The 19845-nt window shown below is 36.0% G+C and carries 17 protein-coding genes; 4 read left to right on the top strand and 13 right to left on the bottom strand.

What is annotated here, in order from left to right:
• Positions 1 to 9: 9 nt before the first annotated feature.
• Complete coding sequence (locus tag J2S08_RS14305) at positions 10 to 786, bottom strand: Cof-type HAD-IIB family hydrolase (RefSeq protein WP_307230619.1); 777 nt, start codon at positions 784 to 786, stop codon at positions 10 to 12.
• A 697-nt stretch (positions 787 to 1483) separates the two neighbouring features.
• On the opposite strand from J2S08_RS14305, the gene J2S08_RS14300 reads away from it, so the two are divergent.
• The 4 genes from J2S08_RS14300 to J2S08_RS14285 all read left to right on the top strand — a co-directional run bounded on the left by J2S08_RS14300 (position 1484) and on the right by J2S08_RS14285 (position 4727).
• Positions 1484 to 1690, top strand: coding sequence for a DNA-dependent RNA polymerase subunit epsilon (locus J2S08_RS14300; protein ID WP_307230617.1), 207 nt, complete (start codon positions 1484 to 1486; stop codon positions 1688 to 1690).
• A gap of 10 nt (positions 1691 to 1700) precedes the next feature.
• Positions 1701 to 3368 (top strand): ribonuclease J1, encoded by a 1668-nt coding sequence (rnjA, locus tag J2S08_RS14295; RefSeq protein WP_307230614.1) that lies wholly within the window; start codon positions 1701 to 1703, stop codon positions 3366 to 3368.
• Positions 3369 to 3687: 319 nt separating this feature from the next.
• Positions 3688 to 4155, top strand: coding sequence for a helix-turn-helix domain-containing protein (locus J2S08_RS14290; RefSeq protein WP_307230611.1), 468 nt, complete (start codon positions 3688 to 3690; stop codon positions 4153 to 4155).
• Positions 4156 to 4175: 20 nt separating this feature from the next.
• Entirely contained in the window at positions 4176 to 4727 is a 552-nt protein-coding gene (locus J2S08_RS14285; RefSeq protein WP_307230609.1) for a flavodoxin domain-containing protein, read from the top strand.
• A gap of 255 nt (positions 4728 to 4982) precedes the next feature.
• On the opposite strand, the gene J2S08_RS14280 is transcribed toward J2S08_RS14285, so the two are convergent.
• The 12 genes from J2S08_RS14280 to J2S08_RS14225 form a co-directional block, all read right to left on the bottom strand.
• Positions 4983 to 5648 (bottom strand): potassium channel family protein, encoded by a 666-nt coding sequence (locus J2S08_RS14280; RefSeq protein ID WP_307230607.1) that lies wholly within the window; start codon positions 5646 to 5648, stop codon positions 4983 to 4985.
• A 341-nt stretch (positions 5649 to 5989) separates the two neighbouring features.
• The gene (locus J2S08_RS14275) at positions 5990 to 6622 is read right to left on the bottom strand and encodes a response regulator transcription factor (protein WP_307230605.1); all 633 of its coding nucleotides are present in this window, start codon (positions 6620 to 6622) and stop codon (positions 5990 to 5992) included.
• A 1-nt stretch (position 6623) separates the two neighbouring features.
• Positions 6624 to 7661, bottom strand: coding sequence for a sensor histidine kinase (locus J2S08_RS14270; protein ID WP_307230603.1), 1038 nt, complete (start codon positions 7659 to 7661; stop codon positions 6624 to 6626).
• On the bottom strand, positions 7658 to 8377 hold the full coding sequence (gene liaF, locus J2S08_RS14265; RefSeq protein WP_307230601.1) for a cell wall-active antibiotics response protein LiaF: 720 nt from the start codon (positions 8375 to 8377) through the stop codon (positions 7658 to 7660). Before liaF ends, J2S08_RS14270 begins: the two co-directional genes overlap by 4 nt.
• Positions 8378 to 8533: 156 nt before the next feature.
• The gene (locus tag J2S08_RS14260) at positions 8534 to 8827 is read right to left on the bottom strand and encodes a lmo0954 family membrane protein (RefSeq protein WP_307230599.1); all 294 of its coding nucleotides are present in this window, start codon (positions 8825 to 8827) and stop codon (positions 8534 to 8536) included.
• Between the two features lie 726 nt (positions 8828 to 9553).
• Positions 9554 to 11377, bottom strand: coding sequence for an ABC transporter ATP-binding protein (locus J2S08_RS14255; protein ID WP_307230597.1), 1824 nt, complete (start codon positions 11375 to 11377; stop codon positions 9554 to 9556).
• A 15-nt stretch (positions 11378 to 11392) separates the two neighbouring features.
• The gene (locus J2S08_RS14250; protein ID WP_307230595.1) at positions 11393 to 13147 is read right to left on the bottom strand and encodes an ABC transporter ATP-binding protein; all 1755 of its coding nucleotides are present in this window, start codon (positions 13145 to 13147) and stop codon (positions 11393 to 11395) included.
• A 218-nt stretch (positions 13148 to 13365) separates the two neighbouring features.
• Positions 13366 to 14553: a sensor histidine kinase gene (locus J2S08_RS14245; RefSeq protein WP_307230593.1), complete on the bottom strand. Its 1188-nt coding sequence runs from the start codon at positions 14551 to 14553 to the stop codon at positions 13366 to 13368.
• 130 nt (positions 14554 to 14683) lie between these two features.
• Positions 14684 to 16012, bottom strand: a complete 1329-nt coding sequence (locus tag J2S08_RS14240; protein ID WP_307230591.1) for a D-alanyl-D-alanine carboxypeptidase family protein — start codon at positions 16010 to 16012, stop codon at positions 14684 to 14686.
• A 17-nt stretch (positions 16013 to 16029) separates the two neighbouring features.
• Positions 16030 to 17196 carry a sigma factor-like helix-turn-helix DNA-binding protein gene (locus J2S08_RS14235; RefSeq protein ID WP_307230589.1) on the bottom strand — a complete coding sequence of 389 codons (1167 nt, stop codon included), beginning with the start codon at positions 17194 to 17196 and terminating at the stop codon, positions 16030 to 16032.
• 76 nt (positions 17197 to 17272) lie between these two features.
• Positions 17273 to 18166: a D-alanyl-D-alanine carboxypeptidase family protein gene (locus J2S08_RS14230; protein WP_307230587.1), complete on the bottom strand. Its 894-nt coding sequence runs from the start codon at positions 18164 to 18166 to the stop codon at positions 17273 to 17275.
• Positions 18167 to 18815: 649 nt separating this feature from the next.
• The gene (locus J2S08_RS14225; protein ID WP_307230585.1) at positions 18816 to 19673 is read right to left on the bottom strand and encodes a CvfB family protein; all 858 of its coding nucleotides are present in this window, start codon (positions 19671 to 19673) and stop codon (positions 18816 to 18818) included.
• Positions 19674 to 19845: the final 172 nt, after the last annotated feature.

Here is a 19845-nt window from a genome sequence, read left to right as displayed (position 1 = left end):
TCAAGCACGCTAGCTTGAAATCAGTCCTAATTTTTTTAAGCCTTTAAAAATACCATCTTCCTCAACACTGCTTGTTTCATAAGTCGCTGCTTTTTTAGCTAGTTCATGACCGTTTCCCATTGCTACACCATTACCGACAGTTTCCAACATTTCAATATCGTTCAATCCATCTCCGAATGCGTAGACATCCTCCATCTCGAAGCCAAGCCGTGCAATCATTTTTTTGATTCCTTCAGCCTTTGAACCTCCGTTAGGAATAATATCTAAAGAAAATTCATGCCAGCGAATAAAATGAAAATGAGGGTATTTTACTTTATAAATCTCTTCTTCATTCTGTTCGCAAAAAAGTAGCACCTGGTAAATATCTTTATGTTCGTAAAAGAACTCATCATATTCTGGATGACCAAACTCAAGGCTTTTCAAGCTTTTTTCAATCGCAGAATCATGACCGACATTTGCTTTCATTAATCGATCATTCATAAATACCAACGAATGATTATTTTGCTCTGAAAAATCAACTAACTGCCTTAGATACTGCTTCGACAGGGGATTTTTATAAATAATTTCATTTTCGAATACAACATATTGCCCATTAAAGCTAATAAAAGAATCAATATTTAATTCCTTGCGCAGGTTTTCAAACATAAAGGGTGCTCGACCTGTCGCAATTGCTACATAAACACCATTATCCTGCAGTATCTTGATGGAACGCTTCGTTGACGCAGGCAATTTTTTTTCATGATCCAGCAGGGTTCCATCTATGTCAAAAAACACAATCTTGTCCATTTTATAACCCCTTAAACTTTTCTCTGTATGCTATAACCCTATCTTCTTACATTTTTTTTGTCAACTTCCGTTTTAACTTGCAATATTATGTAGATTTAACAGTAACATTTTAGGTGAATCTATTCTCTCGATATAAATGGCGACAAAGCGTCTTTTACTTGGGGAATGCCATATTTATACATATTAAAAATACCTTGACATGCATACAATATAATGAGTGTATGTCGTTTAACGACAGATTCTGTAAAAAAATAATTCATTAAAAAATGGCCAAGCGTTCTTTCACTTTGGGCCAGAATGATTTAAAATAGAAATAGGGAGTTGATCCACCATGTTAAAGAAGCTCAGAAAAAAGCTTTTGAAACAGTGGAAAGATTTACTTAGAAAAAAGTCGATAGCTTAATGTTATGCCCTCTTTTCTGCGGAGGGCTTCTTCTTTATACACCCTTTCCAATTGGTAAAGTAACGAGCCTTCCATTTATAGCTGCATAAACCAAAGGAATTCTGCCTCAACTGAATAGGAGAATTTCTTGTCAGACTAGATTGTTTTCATATATGTTTTCAGTCTAATCTAACCAGGAGCATGATGCAACAGAGTAGCGGCAAATGAGTATTCGTAGGAAAAACATGCAATCACAGATGTTTTTATATATAATAAAAGAAGCGCATTTTGATAACGGAGTAAGGAGAGAAGAAAATGATTTATAAGGTTTATTATCAAGAAAGTGAAAAACAAGTGCCTGTCCGGGAAAATACAAAGGCACTATATTTAAAAGCTGATTCAGAACGAGAAGTACGCCAGAAGTTAAAGGATCGTTCCATTCATATTGAATTAATTCAGGAACTGCATGGCCAATACTTATCGTATGAAGAAAAACAAGAAAACTTTGAAGTATTGGAGTGATGATCGGAAGATGAGATTTGTAAAAAATAATCAAACAGCTGTGTTTGCAATTGGCGGCTTAGGTGAAATCGGTAAAAACACCTATGGCGTCCAATTCCAAGATGAGCTCATCATTATTGATGCTGGAATGAAATTTCCTGAAGATGAGCTGCTCGGAATTGACTATGTCATACCAGACTATTCTTATTTTGAAAAAAATGCGGATAAAATTAAAGGCCTTTTTGTAACGCATGGCCACGAAGACCATATTGGCGGCATCCCCTATTTACTAAGACAGGTGAACGTTCCCATCTATGGCGGAAAACTGGCTCTTGGTCTTATTCGAAATAAATTGGAAGAACATGGCCTTTTAAGACAAGCTATTATTCATGAAATTAAAGAGGACGATGTGATTAAATTTCGAAAGACCTCTGTTTCTTTCTTTAGAACGACGCACAGTATTCCTGATTCTTATGGAGTTGTTGTAAAAACACCGGCTGGCAATATTGTTCATACAGGTGATTTTAAATTTGATTTTACACCAGTAGGCGAGCCGGCAAACTTAACGAAAATGGCGGAAATCGGCAAGGAAGGAGCTCTTTGCCTTCTATCAGATAGTACAAATGCAGAAGTTCCACACTTTACAATGTCTGAACGTCGTGTCGGTGATAGCATTAATGATATCTTTCGCAAAGTAGACGGACGCATTATTTTTGCTACATTTGCTTCTAATATTCATCGGCTGCAACAGGTTGTAGATGCGGCAGTTGCGACCGGAAGAAAAATTGCTGTCTTTGGACGAAGCATGGAAGCAGCAATAAGAATTGGACGAGAATTAGGATATATTCACAATCCAAAAGATACATTTATTGATGCACAACAAATCAATCGGCTGCCTTCTAACCAAATTACAATCCTTTGTACAGGAAGCCAAGGGGAACCAATGGCAGCTCTTTCGAGAATTGCAAATGGCACCCACCGACAAATCCAAATCCAACCTGGTGATACGGTCGTTTTTTCCTCTTCTCCAATTCCAGGCAATACGATTAGTGTCAATCGGACAATTAATCTACTGTATCGGGCTGGCGCAGAAGTCATTCATGGACCTTTAAACGATATTCATACATCTGGGCATGGCGGACAAGAAGAACAAAAGTTGATGCTCAGATTAATGAAGCCAAAGTATTTTATGCCTATTCATGGTGAATATCGTATGCAAAAAATGCATACTCAGCTAGCCATTGATTGCGGTATTCCTGAAGAAAATTGCTTTATCATGGATAATGGCGAAGTGCTTGCGTTAACAGAGAACAGTGCTGAAATTACTGGAAAAATCCCTGCGGGCACTGTATATATTGACGGGAGCGGTATTGGCGATATTGGAAATATTGTTATTAGAGACCGTAAAATATTATCAGAAGAAGGGCTAGTAATTGTTGTTGTCTCGATCGATATGGAGAAATTCTCCATCGAAGCAGGTCCTGATATTATCTCACGCGGCTTTGTCTACATGAGAGAATCTGGAGACCTTATTTATGAAGCACAACATTTAATTGCCAAGCATTTAGAAAAAGTAATGGAAAGAAAAACGTCGCAATGGTCACAAATTAAAAATGAAATTAGTGATACATTAGGACCTTTCCTTTATGAAAAGACAAAGCGACGCCCTATGATTCTGCCGATTATTATGGAAGTGTAAACTGAAAAAAAGTATGGAGTAAATGTAGGGCAAAAAGAAAATTGGGGATACTTTAACAAGTATCCCTTTTTCTATACCAAAAATCTTATCTAAGCTTTTTAGACGTTCAGACATGAACGTCTATTTTTTTAACCGAATGGAGTTTTTACATCAATTTAATGATCAAACTTTTATTCCAATGTAGTAAGCGGGTTAATCAAAAGCACTAGTTAATATTTAATGCTATTAGTTGTCAAGAATTGACTTTTTTCAATAAAGGTAATATAATACCTAATACACAAAGGGTAACTAGTTACATAAATTTAAAGGGAGAATTTTCATGAGAGAAGAAATAAACACATTTGATCTTGGAACATTTAAAAATATATTTGGGACATTATTTTTAGTGTCAACCAAATTAGAGACCATCGGCAATAAATTTCTTGGTGAACTAACTACAAAACAATGGTTTTTGCTCGCTACCATCACTACATTTTTTGAAGAACCACCTACAATTAGTGAAGCTGCTATAAAAGTCGGTCTTTCCCACCAAAATGTCAAGCAGGTAGCATTACGATTACAAGAAAAGGAATTTGTAACAATCGAAAAAGATAAAAAAGATAATCGAGTTTCAAGAATATTAGTCACTCGGAAAGCATTTAATTATGAATTAAAAAGCCGCAAGAAAAACGAAAAATTTATTGAAGAATTGTTCAAAGATATTAATGATAGCGAAGCCAAATTATGTTTAAAGATTCTGCTTAAATTATCCGAAAACATTGATTCGATAAAAATAGCAAAAAAATAAAGAATGAGGCGATATAAAGCATGAAAAAAGTCGTTACTGTTTATAAATCCAAGTATGGTAGTACAAAAAAATATGCGGAATGGATTTCAGAAAGGTTGCAATGCGATTTATTTGAAGCTTCTAAAATTAATAAAGCTACCCTACAAAAATATGATATTATTATTTTTGGCGGTGGATTATATGCAGGAGGTATTAACGGCATTTCTATCATTACTAAAAATGATGAAAGCCTAAATAATAAAAAACGAATCGTTTTTACAGTTGGATTAGCCAATCCTGAAAATAAAGAACAGTATCTCCCTATTTTAAATAAATCATTTACGTTAGAAATGCAAAAAAATATTCAATTTTTTCATTTTCGAGGTGGCATTGATTACCAAAAATTAAATCTAATCCATAAATCTATGATGGCAATGCTAAAAACAACCGTAGCTAGAAAGCCAGAAAATGAACTTTCAGATGAAGATAAAATGTTGCTTGAAACTTATGGGGGTACTGTTGATTTTACTGAAAAAACTGCTATTGCTCCTCTTATCACATATGTAAACAAATTGTTAGAAGAAAATAAGTAAGAGCGGGGTCTTTCTTTCTTTACTTAATTTGTATGTTTATGATTTCTTATTTGTAGTTGTTTTTTCAACAATTACATGATTTATTGGTAAGATTGTAATATAAAACAGCGACAATCAGATATAACAGATTATAACTGTGTAGATGTCCTTGACTTTCAACAATCAAATTTAACGAAAAACGGCATAACACATGAAAGTGTTATGCCGCTATCAATCGTAATGATAGATCCTTATATATACGCTTAGCTTTTTTGATTAATCTACAGTCATCACTTTTTTCTCAAAGCGGTTAATATCGCTATCGGCGCCAATAACGATTAAAATATCGCCCTCTTCTAGGTAATCGTCTGCTTGTGGGGACACAATGATATCTTTCCCCCTTTTGATTGCAACGATATTCAGTCCATACTTAGCACGAACATCCAATTCAATTAAAGAATGCCCGATTAACAAACTATTTACAGCTATTTCCACTATGCTGTATTCATCCGAAAGCTCTAGGTAATCAAGGACATTATTTGAAACGATATAATGTGCTATTCTCTTCCCCATATCCCTTTCAGGATGAACAACATGATTCGCACCGATTTTTCTTAATACTTTTTCATGATAATCGTTTTGCGCTTTAACTGTAATATGGTTTACGCCCATTTCCTTTAACATTAGTGTGGTTAGAATACTTGACTGAATATCTTCGCCAATTGCTACAATTACATGATCGAAGTTCCGAATACCTAAATTTTTTAACACACTTTCATCTGTTGTATTAGCAATGACTGTATGTGTTGCAATATCCAAAAATTCGTTGACTTTATCTTCATCTTGGTCAATCGCCATCACATCCATCCCTTGCTCAGCAAGCGCGCGACATATACTTCCACCAAATCGCCCTAAACCGATGACAACAAACTCCTTTTTCATCAAAATTCCTCCATCTATTTCGGATATTGTTTACTTATTTTAACACAAGTCCGTTGTAAACTAATAATTCTTCCCTTAGGATATGTCATCATATTCAAAGATTAGAAAAAAGCTCACCTGCTATTCTCAAGATAAAGTGAAACTTCCATCAGTGGGGGTTTTTCCCATCCCCCACTGATGGTTAGTTGAACCAATCGGACATTTACTGGCAGTTATCCCCCACCTAGACTTCTTCGTTCCTCTTACTCTCGAGGTGGGGGTCTTACTGCCAGTTAGATGTGGGATAAATAACGATTACGGTAAGCTTTGTGCTATATTTTTTGGTTACTGTAACATATCGATCATTTAACCAATCCATGTTTAAAAGCATAAATAACCGCTTGGGTGCGATCTTGTACTTCTAGTTTCCCTAAAATATTACTTACATGAGTTTTGACTGTTTTTAAAGCAATAAATAAGTCATCGGCAATCTCTTGGTTTGTCTTCCCCTCTGCCATTAGTAATAAAATTTCTAATTCACGATTGGTCAAGTCTTCGTGAAGGATGCGTTTCGTTCCTTCAGTCATTCGTTTCATCATTTTTCCAGTAACTTGTGGTTCTAGAACGGATTGTCCTCGATAGGTAGAACGGACTGCTTCGGCAATTTCCGCTGCTTTTGAAGTCTTCAACATATAGCTTGTTGCACCTGCTTCTAGCGCTGGATAAACTTTTTCATCGTCTAAGAAGCTAGTCACAATAATAATTTTCGCTTCTGGCCATTGTTTAATAATTTCCTTTGTTGCTTCAATTCCATCCATTTCCTTCATCACTAAATCCATCAAAATAATATCTGGCCGTAATTTTAAAGCTAATTCAATCGCCTGCTTGCCATCTTCGGCTTCCCCAACTAGTTTGATATCGGATTGAATATTTAAATAAGCCGCGACTCCAATCCGAACCATTTCATGATCATCCACTAATAATACGTTTATCATGCTACTCAACCTCTTTTATAATGGGTACTGTCACTTCAATACTTGTTCCTTTTCCTGGAAAACTAACCATTCTAATCATACCACCAATTTCAGCAACACGCTCCCGTAAAAGAACAAGTCCATATGAACCCGCTTTTTGTTCAGAAAGCTCAAATCCAACACCATCATCGATGATCTTCAAAATCACAAGCTTATTTTTTTGAATAAGGCGGAGTTCAAGGAGCTTCGCTTTTGCATGCCGAAGCGTATTTGAGAGAATTTCTTGTACAATTCGAAATAGATGATCCTCTATTCCCTTATCAAGCTGCAAATCTTCTACATCCCAAATAACTTTCATCGGAAGTTTTGCTGTTAATTCTGTCAGTAATTCCTCGATCCCTTGCTTTAAGCTTTTTCCTTCCAGCTGTGCAGGTCTAAGATGCAAAAGCAGCGCCCTCATCTCGGACTGAGATTCGTTCACAATTTCCTCCACTAATTTCATTTGTTTTTGTGTCGTTTGCTCATTTGGATTCGGATTTTGTGTAATTGCAGACAAAAGCATTGTGGCAGCAAAAAGCTGTTGACTCACGGAATCATGGAGTTCACGTGCTAAACGGCTTCTTTCTTGTGTCAGCACTTCTTGCTTCATTTTTTCTTGTGCATCAACTCGTTCATTAGCCATTCGTTGGGAAACTTTTACCTGTTCTTGAAAACGAGCTTGAATACGTCTGATTCTTTCCCAAATAAGCGACACTTCTTCCAATTTCTCCTCTGAAAAAAAATCCCTTTCCTCATTGCCCATCTCAAGCTCATGCAGGCCATTTTCTATTTCCATTGCTTTTTTTTTCACCATCAAACCAATAATCCATCCAAAAATACAACCGGCTAGAATACTAAAAAGACTAATAAATAAAACCAATGGGATCGAAAAGATCCTAATCGATATTAATTGATCATACCAATCTGTTTTTATGAAGATAATATACATCGTTGTGACCAACAATGTCATCACAAAAGTGAATGAGGCACAATAGTATATAAATGTTTTCTGAATACTCATATATATTTCACCTCTACGTCTCCAACTACTAGAGAGGTGATAATCTTCACTTTACGTGTAGCATCCTCATAATTGTCTGAATGGTAGATGACATTCCCATTAAGCAGCCGTTCTTTATCACCATCTATTTTTAACATGCCTGTCAGCGCTGAATGATTGATGATAATCGCTGTATCATGTGGGATAAGCAGTCGAATATTGCCAATAACCCCTCTGATCATTAAAATATTTTCACCAAGAGGTAGCATTGTCATGCCGAGATCAATCACTATATCGCCTATACCGCACTGAATGTTAATATCATCCCATTCATATACTTGATCCTCGATCCTCTGATCGCCTATTAAAATGTTTTTAAAAAACAATTGTTTCTTTCTGAGTGGCTTTGTTTTATTAGAAGAAGGCGATTCAATATGAATAACTGTTGGTTTTTTCTTCAAATACCAGTAGCGGTACAGAAAATAAAGTATAGCAATAAAGAGAAACGCTTTAAAAAAGAACGAAATAAACAGTGTCATGGCAGCGAAAGAAATACCAATGATAAAAAATACTTTTTTAGAACTTCCTTTTTTTTGTTTCATGCCTAAATAAATAAACAGTGCAGCAATACCTAAAAGGAAGAGAGATTCGATACGAAAAAAGAGTTCAAACAGCAGTCCAACACCACATATCACTGACAACCAGATAAATAAATCACTATCTTTGATGTTTTTCATGACATCTCTCTCCTTTGCAGCAACCAATGACATACTCTTTCATAAATTATTGCCAATCCTATGTTAGCTCCTCGGCCATTTTTCAATTTACAGAAAGTGAGCTGAAGACTTGGATCATTTAATAAAGACATCCAACACTTCTTATGACGAATGATTTTACTCATGTGAGGCAGAAGATTCTTTATCTTTCCATGCTTTATAAGCAAAATACAAAAAGATTAAAGCAATAATTCCGAACGCTGCTGGGAAACTTGAAAAGCAAATTTTTATCCCAATTAAACCAAAAATAAGCCAAATCACTTTACTGAAAACAGCATTCGTTTTTAGAAACTCTTTAAAAGAAAAATACACAATTACAAGACCGATTGCAAGTGAAAGCAAAGGTCCTATACTTGATAATACAACCAAACCAGCAATAATCATTAGCAGAATAAACAAGAATTTTGGCATCATACGTCATCTCCTTTTTTGATTGTGCTAAATTTTGGGAATCTAGCTGATGAAAATAATATCTTTAACCGTCTTTTCACTCTACTATCATCTTAAAGATAATCTAACAAATACTGAAGTACCTAGAGCTTGATTTTTTTATCAGACTTGAGGTGTAGAAATAAAGTGGATGCGAAAAATTTAGGTGAGTATTAGTAAACTAACTTGAAAATCAGCTAGCTTATTTCTTAATTTACGATTAATCAAATTCATGAGTCCAAATTATCCGTTCGTTTAAAGCCTATTTAACTGATTTATAAGCGCCGAAGTGAACGTGTTACAAGCCGAGCAATCGATGATAAGCGTACTTTTAAGCCCAGTTAATCGGTTTATATGCCGATGAAATAACTGAGTTGTAAGCTAAATCAATCAATTTATATGCCGAAGTGAATGAGGCATAAGTAAATCAATCGATTTATCAGCTGAAGTGAACGAATTATAAACCAAATCTATTAAATTTAAACCAATACAAACAGCTGATCTGGTATCATTATAAAGTGAAACTTCCATCAGTGGGGGTTTTCTCTCATCCCCCACTGATGGTTAGTTGAACCAATCGGACATTTACTGGCAGTTATCCCCCACCTAGACTTCTTCGATTCCTCTTACTCTTGAGGTGGGGGTCTTACTGCCAGTTAGATGTGGGATAAAAAAATCTTTCCCAAATATTTGGGAAAGATTTTTTTTCTACATAACTTTAAGCATATTAAATTGAGCTTTTACTAAACGATAGTATTCTCCTTTATGCTTGATTAGTTGTTCATGATTTCCCTTTTCGATGATTTCGCCGTGGTCAAGAACAAAAATTGTATCTGCTTCTCTAATGGTAGACAAGCGGTGAGCTATAATAATGGCTGTTCTTCCGTTTAGTAGCGTTTTTAATGCTTCTTGAATTTTTATTTCTGTTTCCGTATCTATACTGGCGGTTGCTTCGTCCAGAATAATAATACGGGGATCAGCTAATAACGCACGTGCAAAAGACAGTAGCTGCCTCTCGCCCACAGATAGAATATTTCCTCGTTCTTCCACTTGTGTATCATAGCCTTGTGGCAATTTCTTAATAAACGAATGTGCTCCTACAGCTTTAGCTGCACTGATTGCTTCTTCGACACTCGCATGAGGACGTCCAAATAGGATATTTTCCATGATTGTTCCTGAAAATATAAATGTTTCTTGCAGTACAACACTAATTTGATTGCGCAAACTTTGTAAAGATACATCCTTCAAATCATGTCCGTCGATTTTAACAGCTCCTGCAGTAGGGTCATAAAAGCGTGTGATCAGATTTGCAATGGTCGTTTTCCCTGACCCAGTATGGCCAACAAGCGCAACGGTGTCTCCTGCATGAATGTGTAGGTTAATATCTTTTAAAGCAGGACGCTTTTCATCATAGGAAAATGAGACGTGATCAAAAACAATATGTCCTTTTACATCCTTTAACACTGCAGCGTGTTTTTTTTCTGAGACGATTGGCTGTTCATCTAAATATTCAAATATCCGCTCCGATGAAGCCATCCCCATTAAAAGCTGATTATATACCATTCCAAGTCGAGAAATAGGTTCCCAGAACATCCCTAGATAAAAAGCATAAGCAACAAATTCTCCTAATGCGAGAGAACCGGTCTGAATTAAGTGGGCTCCATACCAAATAAGGACTGCAGAACCAATCGCATTCGTTAAGTCTACGAGTGGACGAAACATCGCCGATTTTTTTGTCGCAATTCGCCAAGCCTCATAGTTTTCAAAATTTACCCCATCAAAGAAAGCCATATTTTCTTTTTCTTGGGTAAAAGATTGTGTAACACGAATTCCTTGTATGCTTTCATTAAGATGTGAATTGAGCTTCGATTGCTTAATCCTCATATATTGCCAAGAGCGTCGGATATTTTTCCTCAGCTTTGTTGAAATAAAAAACATCATTGGCAAAATGATCATCACTGCCATAGTGAGCTCTGGGCTTAAAGCGAATAAGATGGCAATCACACCAAGGAGCATCATCATATCCATAAATAAATTAATAACTCCATTTGTGAAGAGATCTTGTAATGAAGTAGTGTCGTTCATAATCCGTACAAGAATAGAACCAGCAGAACGCTGATCAAAGAAACGGTGTGATAAATGCTGCACGTGCGTAAATAAATGCTTTCGAATATCATAAATAACACCTTGGCCAAGCTGGTTCATCCACCGGATACGAAGCATATTAGCAACATATGACAAGAAATAAAGCAGGGCTATCATTGCAACCACGCCATATAAAAGCTTTGCATCTTTTCCAGAAATCGCCTTATCAATGGCATATACTCCAATTAAAATCGGAATTACTAACCGTACAAATGTTGTAATAAGAACAGCAAAGATAGATAATGGCAGCAATTTTTTTGTATATGGCTTTAAATATCCGAGCAGCCGCCACATTTGTTTCCAGTTAAAGGGCTTGTCAATTACCTGATCAGTTGAGTATTGGAAACGTTCCAGCACCTGTGGATTTATTTTCTTTTTTTCTAACATCTTTTCAATTTCACCTCATCCCGTTTGCCCTTGCATCACTGTATGCCGATCTTTATATTGAATCTCATAAATACGCTGATATGGCCCATTATTGGAAAGAAGCTCTTCGTGTGTTCCTCTTTCAGCAATTTTTCCATTCTCAAGCACCAAAATTTCGTTAGCATGTTTTAAGGAAGAAATCCGATGGGCGATAATAAAAGTTGTTCTCCCCGCCATTACTTCGCGAAGTGCTTGCTGAATTTGAAACTCTGTGTCCATATCAACTGCACTTGTCGCATCATCAAGAATAAGAATGCTTGGATTTAGACAAATTGCCCTAGCAATAGCGATTCGTTGTTTCTGGCCTCCTGAAAGACCCATTCCCCGTTCCCCAAGCATTGTGTCGTACCCATCTGGAAGCTCCATAATAAAGTGATGAGCTTGTGCGCGTTTTGCTGCATCAATAATCTCCCCCATTGTTGCATCAGGTCTTCCATATGAAATATTTGCTTTAATAGTAGAAGAAAAAAGAAACGACTCTTGCAAAACAAAGCCAATATTATTTCTTAAAGAATGCAGTGAATAATGATCCACCTTTTTATCATCAATTAATACTTCTCCAGAAACCGGCTCATAAAAACGAGTAATTAATTGCGTAATACTTGTCTTTCCAGATCCTGTTGAACCAATCAATCCAATCACTTGCCCTGGTTCTACTGTAAAATTGATCCGTTTTAATGCAGCATTTTCATCATCTGCATAGCGAAGAGTGACATCTTTAAAAGTGACCTTCCCCTCAAACTTTTCCCTTTCTAGAGCATTGCTACAATCAACAATTTTCTCATCAGCATCTAAAATTTCCAACAACCGTTCACCAGATGCCTTCGCTTGTGAAAACATATTAATGGTAAATCCAAGACTCATGATTGGCCATAAAATATAACCTACCAAGCTATAAAATGCCACTAATTCCCCATAAGAAAGCTGATCGTTCATAACAAGGTACCCGCCGTAACCCAACAAGGCAATGACACAGACATTTCCCAGGAATTCCATTAAAGGAAAGTATTTAGCCCAAATATTCGCTGTTTTAATATTACGTTCTTTGTAATCACTATTTGAAACATTAAATTTTTCTGTTTGAAATGCTTCTCGTGATAAAGACTTTACTGTTTGAATACCGCTAATATTTTCTTGAACATTCGTATTCAATTTTCCAAATGATTTCCTCATTCCCCGAAATGCTGGATGAACTACTTTATCAAAGCGATACACAGCAACGCCGAGAAATGGCAATGAGATCATCGTAACGAAAGTAAGAGGAACAGAATAATAAAACATGACACTAAAGCTGATTGTTAATAAAAGTACAAACCGCAGTAATTCTGTAAAACCAAAAGATAAAAAAAAGCGAAATCCTTCTACATCTGCAGTCAGCCGCGACATTAAATCGCCTGTTTTTGCATTATCATAGTAACTAAAAGGCAAAAATTGCAACTTTTCATACAATTTATTCCGCAACCGATAGATTGATTTTATCCCAAATAAATCTCCCATGTACTGATGAATAAAAGTTGCAATTCCTTTACAAATCATGATGACGATCAATCCAATTGCTAAGTAGGGTATGAAGTGATATTTCCCTTCCAAAACAACATCGTCAATCGTCAATTGCAAAATAATCGGATAGATAACAGTTATGGCCGTTACAAATATTAAAAACAACATCGAAGTAAAAAAGTATTTTTTATACGGCCAATAAAATACTTTTAACCTCTTAAAAGTTTCCAAAAAAACCCTCCTCCCTCACGTTCGACATCGAACGTATTATTAAATATATCGGTTTTCGAAATGAATTTCCATCTTTTTATCTTTATTTTCTAACATTTGCTACAAAGGAAGGAAAGGTAATTACGACTAAGGTAGGAGTAGCGTCAACAATGTAAAACTGCTATGAACGCTGACTTCTCTTCGTTCCATACTGTTGCAATTCTGAATTGACCTAAGCCTTAACTTTTTAAGCCTGAACTAATTGAACTCTCCTCTTTTTCGAGTTTTAATAGTTTTACAGTAAAAATTGTTTTTTCTCCATTACTATCCGCAGTAATAAATCCTTCATGCTGTTCAATAATGCCTTTTGCAATCGCTAATCCTAATCCAGAACCGCCTGTTTCTTCAGAACGGGATTTTTCAACCCGATAAAAGCGTTCAAAAATATAAGGCAAATCAATCTTAGAAATGGGCGAACCGTAATTCGTAATTGTAACTTTAATCATTTTATGATCTTCACAAGCATGAATATCGATATATTTCCCATCTTTTCCATATTTAATGGCATTCCAAAGGAGATTCTCAAATACCCGTCCTAGTTTGTTGCTATCTGCGAGCACCATTAGCTTGCCAGAAGAAATAAATTGCCTGCACTCCAGTTTAGCCTCTTGCATTTGGTAGCGATATTGTGCTGTAAGCTGTCCAACTATTTCGGAAATATTTACAGGTATTTTATGGAGGTGAGCACCTTTATATTGAACACGTGTATATTCAAACAAATCCTGAATCAATTGATGAAGTCTTATCACTTTTTCATTTATCACTTCGATATAATAGCGAAGTTCAACTTCATCACGGTACTGATCTTGCTGAATTAATCCAATGTATCCTATTAAAGAGGTTAAAGGCGTTCTTAAATCATGAGAAACATTCGTTATCAATTCATTTTTTGCTTGTTCGGCCAAGCGTTCCTCCTGGATGGATATTTTTAATTTTTCTACAATATTATCAACATTCATAGCAAGTTCTTCCAACTCTTTTATTGGTGGTGCATTTAGTTTATGTGTAAAGTTTCCTTTTGCAATATAAGATATTTCCCTTAGCATATTTTGAAAGCATTTATCATGATAGCTTCTCTTTGCTCGTTCATAAAATAAATATATATACAATATGAAAAAACCAAGAATACACAAAAATTGAAAAATCATCCCAAATGATTCTATGTACTGATTGTATTTAGCAGGTCCAAAAAGTTGAATGAACTCTATATAGAGGCCCCATAGAGTAGTCGATCTATTCACAAATTGTATAATAAATAGCTTTAGAATATACACGGTAATCCATGCACATGCTAGAGCTGCAACAAGCATAAAAACGAATCGCCACTTCGATATTGCCTTCACATAATAAAAAGGATCACGTTGCATGGAGTGATCTCCTCCCAATAAAGTACGTTTTTTATATCCAGTCACAACAAGCTATCCCTCACTTAACGAACTGAAAGTGAGGGATAGGAATTTTAGTAGGAAAGATTCAAGAGACGTCATATGATGAAATCTACTTGCTTACATTATTCCATAACTCTGTGAAAAAATCTCCAACCGATCGTATCATTAAAGTGAACCAACCTGCTTTTTTTATATCCTCCTTGATGACAACATTTACAGATGGCGCATCATTTAAATATCCATATGAATCGCCTTCTTTAGATTGAGCTGTTAATGAACCAACAACTGTTCCCTTTTTAATAGGGGCTGTCACGCCTTCTTCTTCATTAAGTGCTTGCTTATCAACGGTCAACACTGCTTCATAGGAGTCTTTTTCACTTTTTTTAAGGAAGACAGATAATGGTTTATCTGTGTGAATATCGACTTTTTTTCTTTTTGCTTGCCTCACAGGCAAAGACGATTTTTTGTCGAATTGATAGTTAGTTGGAAATAATTCAACAAGATCATAATGTTCGAAAACATACTCCATCAGTTTCTTCGTCGCATCAAAACGAGCTTTATTACTAGTTTTTCCGTTTTCATCCTTTGCATTCATCACTACGGTAATAATACGGACTCCATTTCTTTCTGCTGTCCCAGTAAAACAATAGCCGGCAAAATCAGTAAATCCTGTTTTAAGTCCATCTACTCCTTCTGTATCATAGATAAGAGAAGGCAGCATAAAATTCGTGTTTTGTAAAACAATTGCATCTGCTGTCCCATCTTGAAACGTCATTTGAGGAGTACTAGCAGTCTCCAATATTTCCGGATAATCCGTTAATAAACGCATTGCTAATTTAGCAGTTGCTCTGGCAGACATCATATTGTCATCTTCTGGACCTGTTCCTTCTGGATGCATTCCTTTTAAGTCACTATTATTAAGCCCAGTTGAATTGACAAATTGAAACTCTCCTAATCCAAGTTCTGTTCCTTTTTCGTTCATCATTTTTACAAATTCGCCTTCTGAACCAGCAATTGTTTCGGCAATTGCCATTGTCGCAGCATTTGCTGAGTATATAGCCATTGCTTCATACAGCTCTTGGATTGTATAAGTGCCGTCTCTTCGTAATGGTACATTAGAAAGACCTAGATCTTGAGAAATCTTATATGTATGTTCATTTACTTGATAAGTTTGATCCCAGCTAACTTTCTTTTCCGCAATCGCTTCAAACAGCAGATATTCTGACATCATTTTCGTCATTGAAGCAATTCCTAAGAGAGCATTGGCATTTTTTTCATAGACGATTTTCCCTGTACTTAGCTCTACAGCAATGGCTGCATCCGCTTGAATGTCAGGCGCTTCTTCTGCATATACATAGGAAGTGAAAAAAGCGCTGCTTCCTAGCATCCACATTGCTAGGAAGCTAGCTATAAATGCGGCCTTGAAATGATACTTCACTCTATTATTCCTCCATTCTAGTTTAAAGCACCACCATCCTTACTTTCAAAGCGTTTATAAAGACGGACATTGATCTTATTTCCCTGAAGAAACACTTGAAAGCTTGGTTTTGCTTTATCTTGGTGACTATAAGTTATCAGCATCGTTTTCTGCTTCGGATGCCTCAACTTTTCTATTGTACTATGGTATCCTTCTAGACTACCATACATATCACCAATCAACACCGCAATATTTTCATTCACTTGTTTATCTGGCATCGACATTACATCCGCCTCTAATAACATACATGCTTCTTGCATAACCCCTTCTAATTCATCCGTATATGGATTGATTAGGACTTGTAAGTTTACTGGATCTTTTCCCTTATATTCTATTGAAATATGATCATAAGACTGATTTGGTATATCCTTCCCACATTGATCCCATTGTACTTCACTTAAAAAAGAAGCTGATTCATGGATTTCCTCCTCTGCCTTTTTCGCATGCACTAAAGGAAGCGGCTTCCATTCCATCAAAAAAAAGCTGATCAAAATCGCTGATAATATTAGAGTTGGCAGAGCAATTGCTATATTGAGACTACTAGGATTTTTAAAGTCTCTTTTCTCGTTTGCAGACATAGCAACTCTAGTATTGCATCCTTTTTTTAACGTTGGCGATGAAGATTCAATTTCTTCGACGCGCATGTGAAGATCGTGGCACAACTTTTCTTCCACATCCCCTTCAATGGTATCAAACCGAAGAGCATGAAGTGCAGTACGATGATATGTGATCACCTTTTTCAATGGCATAGCAAGCAGCTCCGCAATCTCCGGAAAAGAATAGTGATGATAGTACCTAAATACGATAATTTGACGCTGCTGATTAGATAAATATTGAAAGATTGTTGTTTTTCTAGATAAGAACCGGAACAGAAACCCTTTATAATGGTGCTTTCTTTTTTTAAGTTCTCTTATCATCATTCCGTGAAGCCAATAACGAAAAGGAAGATTTTCCTGAACAAGTTTGACCTGACGCAGCCGAATATAAATATCCTTTAACACATACTCCCTTTCCTTTTCACTATCTACAAGAAGAAACACCGTTCGATAGACATCTTGATAAATTGAGGCATATAGCAAATGAAAAGCTCGGTCATCTCCTTGCTGGCTTTTTTTCAGCAGCCTATACATCTCTTCATCTTTCATCGTAAACGGTCCTCCTTCTGTAATAAGTGATGATTGATACATTTTCCAAGTAATTCCTCTAGGCTAAAAGATTAGATTATTTAAATAGGTCTTTCACAATCGCTCGAAGCGAAGGAAGCTGAAATTTATTAAATCCAAATGATAGCAAAGTCTTTGTTTCAATAAAACGCTGCTCATCATCTTCTGTTCCCATTACAACCGATATTAACCTTGTATCCCCTTGTTTTGCTGTTCCAGCAAAACAATAGCCTGCTTCATCTGTAAATCCCGTTTTCAATCCATCGACACCTTCAAAATAAAAAGGTGAATATGTTTCTAGCATTTCATTCGTGCTATATAGAACGATATCATCATAATCTAATTGGTATTGAGACAGACTCGTCACTTCTAGCACTTTAGGAAAGTCATTCAAGAGATGATACGACAATGTCGCAACATCTAAAGCAGACATTTGTGTTTCATCATCATCTAACTGTTTATTTTCCAAGCCAGTTGCATTAACAAAGTTTGTTTCATCCGATAAGTTCATTTCTACCGCTTTTTCATTCATTAGCTTTGTGAATTCCGCTTCACTTCCAGCAACATGCTCTGCTAAAGCAACAGCAGCATTGTTTGCAGATGCTACTACTGTTGCAATGAATAAATCGCGAACAGTCAATGTATCTCCTAATTCAATGTCGATCTTTACACCTTCACTATCAGCTGAGTGGCTGCTTATCACAACTTGTTCTTCCCAATTAAGCAATCCAGCCTCAATCTGTTCAAGTACAAGATACTGTGTCATCATTTTCGACATACTCGCCGCTGCAAGCGGGACATCTTGATTTTTCTGATAAAGAATTTCTCCAGTATCCGCATTCATCAACACCGCTGATTTAGCTTTGATATTAGGATCTTTCACTTTAAAAAAGAGAGTAAATGCGATAACTGCGATAACAAGAAAAAGAATTATTTTTTTAAACTTTTTCATCCCTAACATTCCTCCATCAAATTGCCATTCATAGACAGTCTAAACATCAAAGTTTAAAAAAAGAAAAAAAAAAGCTAAAGAAAACCTAAAGATTTTTAAAAACCTCTTTAGTATCATAAAGTGATACTTCCATAATGGAATCTATCATCCCATTAGTAGATTGCAACTTTTTTTAAATAACCATATCCCAGAAAATATAAAAAATAAATACCTTCAAATAATAGACGAAAGATCATATTCAAACCCCTACAAAATATCTAATCTTTTAGTACAGATGTTTTTGTTCTTTTTATAGGTGTAACTCACTCGTCAGATAAAAGGCATTCTCTTTTTTTATAGAGAACCTAAAATGAAAAACGTAGATCCTCTTTCAACTTGAGTGTCTAACATCTCCTGTATCCCTGTATAAAACAAACTTGTGTCTTTCGGTATATCCCCTTCTACAAACTGTGGGAGAAACTTTTAAAAAAGCTAACCGATGCTTAAGTAATCGTTTACATATGATGGATTTTCGTAAAAAATTCAATAAAAAAAGCCTGCTCCATATTTGAAGCAGGACTCTTTGGACCTATTAGTTCCATTTAATGGTTTTTGTTTTTCCTTTATGTATATAAATTTAAAACTATACGATTTTCACAGCAATAAAGGCTCATTTTCGATATGTCCAGCCATTTTCCTGTTTCACTTTATCTTCCTTCATCAACTTGCCGAGAGCTCGTTTGAATGCCGCCTTGCTCATTTGAAAACGAGCTTGGATCTCTTCTGGTCTGCTTTTATCCCAATAAGGCATCGAACCTTGCCGGCTGTCTAAATAGGCTAAAATTTTTTCCGCATCATCCTCTTGTGCTTCATGACCTCGTTTTAAAAGGGAAAGATGGACAGAGCCATCTTCTTTGACGCCAATAATTCGTCCTTCCACTTTTTGGCCAAGACGCGGTTCTGTTTTTCGTTCAGATTGATGGATAAAACCTAGCCATCCTTCTTCGGTTAACACAAGTGAACCAACCATTAATACACGATAGACATATGCTGTCACATTCTTATTAAAATCAGCTTTTGTTGCCGGCTGAACGATTTTTCTAATCGTATCCTCAGTAGCAAGTTTCCCAAATAAACGCCCTTTCTTATCTGTTTTAAGGGAACAATAAAGACGATCTTCTACTACAGGCCATAGAGAAATAAGTGCAGGCAAATCGTCTTTTGAAACGAGAATGTCTTTCTGGATGCCTATATCGACAAATACTCCTAAATCCTGCTCAACTCCAACAACCTCTACCCAATCATACTTGTCAACTTGGACGTTTGGAATCGTCATCGTTGCCGCTAATCTACCCTGGTGATCTTGAAACAAAAAAACAGTTTGCGGTTCTTCTGGGTTAAAGTCTTCGTTGATTTCACTATGATGTAATAGGACGTCCTCTTCTCCGTTAGATAAAAAATATCCGAACGGTGCTTCCCTCTCAATATTTAATGTTACGACCGTCCCTGCTTGTAGACTTCTTTCCATTATAAAATTCCTTTCTGTTCATGCCATATCTAAAATAATTCATTCTCTAAAAATAGCACGTTTTTCAATTTGCTGCCCATAGCATTTTCTAACATTCATGATATCGTTTATCAGACACATATATTATAGAAACATGGGCAGCCATTTTCCAGTATTTATGTACGATTTACCT

The organism is Bacillus chungangensis (assembly GCF_030812995.1).
Classification (GTDB): domain Bacteria; phylum Bacillota; class Bacilli; order Bacillales; family Bacillaceae_C; genus Bacillus_CF; species Bacillus_CF chungangensis.
This window is presented reverse-complemented; position numbering and strand designations above follow the sequence as displayed.

Coding starts and splice junctions, on each gene's coding strand:
- J2S08_RS14305 (WP_307230619.1), bottom strand. CDS start 786: ATGGACAAGATTGTGTTTTTTGACATAGATGGAACCCTGCTGGATCAT.
- J2S08_RS14290 (WP_307230611.1), top strand. CDS start 3,688: ATGAGAGAAGAAATAAACACATTTGATCTTGGAACATTTAAAAATATA.
- J2S08_RS14280 (WP_307230607.1), bottom strand. CDS start 5,648: ATGAAAAAGGAGTTTGTTGTCATCGGTTTAGGGCGATTTGGTGGAAGT.
- J2S08_RS14260 (WP_307230599.1), bottom strand. CDS start 8,827: ATGCCAAAATTCTTGTTTATTCTGCTAATGATTATTGCTGGTTTGGTT.
- J2S08_RS14255 (WP_307230597.1), bottom strand. CDS start 11,377: ATGTTAGAAAAAAAGAAAATAAATCCACAGGTGCTGGAACGTTTCCAA.
- J2S08_RS14245 (WP_307230593.1), bottom strand. CDS start 14,553: ATGCAACGTGATCCTTTTTATTATGTGAAGGCAATATCGAAGTGGCGA.
- J2S08_RS14235 (WP_307230589.1), bottom strand. CDS start 17,196: ATGAAAGATGAAGAGATGTATAGGCTGCTGAAAAAAAGCCAGCAAGGA.
- rnjA (WP_307230614.1), top strand. CDS start 1,701: ATGAGATTTGTAAAAAATAATCAAACAGCTGTGTTTGCAATTGGCGGC.
- liaF (WP_307230601.1), bottom strand. CDS start 8,377: ATGAAAAACATCAAAGATAGTGATTTATTTATCTGGTTGTCAGTGATA.
- J2S08_RS14270 (WP_307230603.1), bottom strand. CDS start 7,661: ATGAGTATTCAGAAAACATTTATATACTATTGTGCCTCATTCACTTTT.
- J2S08_RS14300 (WP_307230617.1), top strand. CDS start 1,484: ATGATTTATAAGGTTTATTATCAAGAAAGTGAAAAACAAGTGCCTGTC.
- J2S08_RS14230 (WP_307230587.1), bottom strand. CDS start 18,166: ATGAAAAAGTTTAAAAAAATAATTCTTTTTCTTGTTATCGCAGTTATC.
- J2S08_RS14225 (WP_307230585.1), bottom strand. CDS start 19,673: ATGGAAAGAAGTCTACAAGCAGGGACGGTCGTAACATTAAATATTGAG.
- J2S08_RS14285 (WP_307230609.1), top strand. CDS start 4,176: ATGAAAAAAGTCGTTACTGTTTATAAATCCAAGTATGGTAGTACAAAA.
- J2S08_RS14275 (WP_307230605.1), bottom strand. CDS start 6,622: ATGATAAACGTATTATTAGTGGATGATCATGAAATGGTTCGGATTGGA.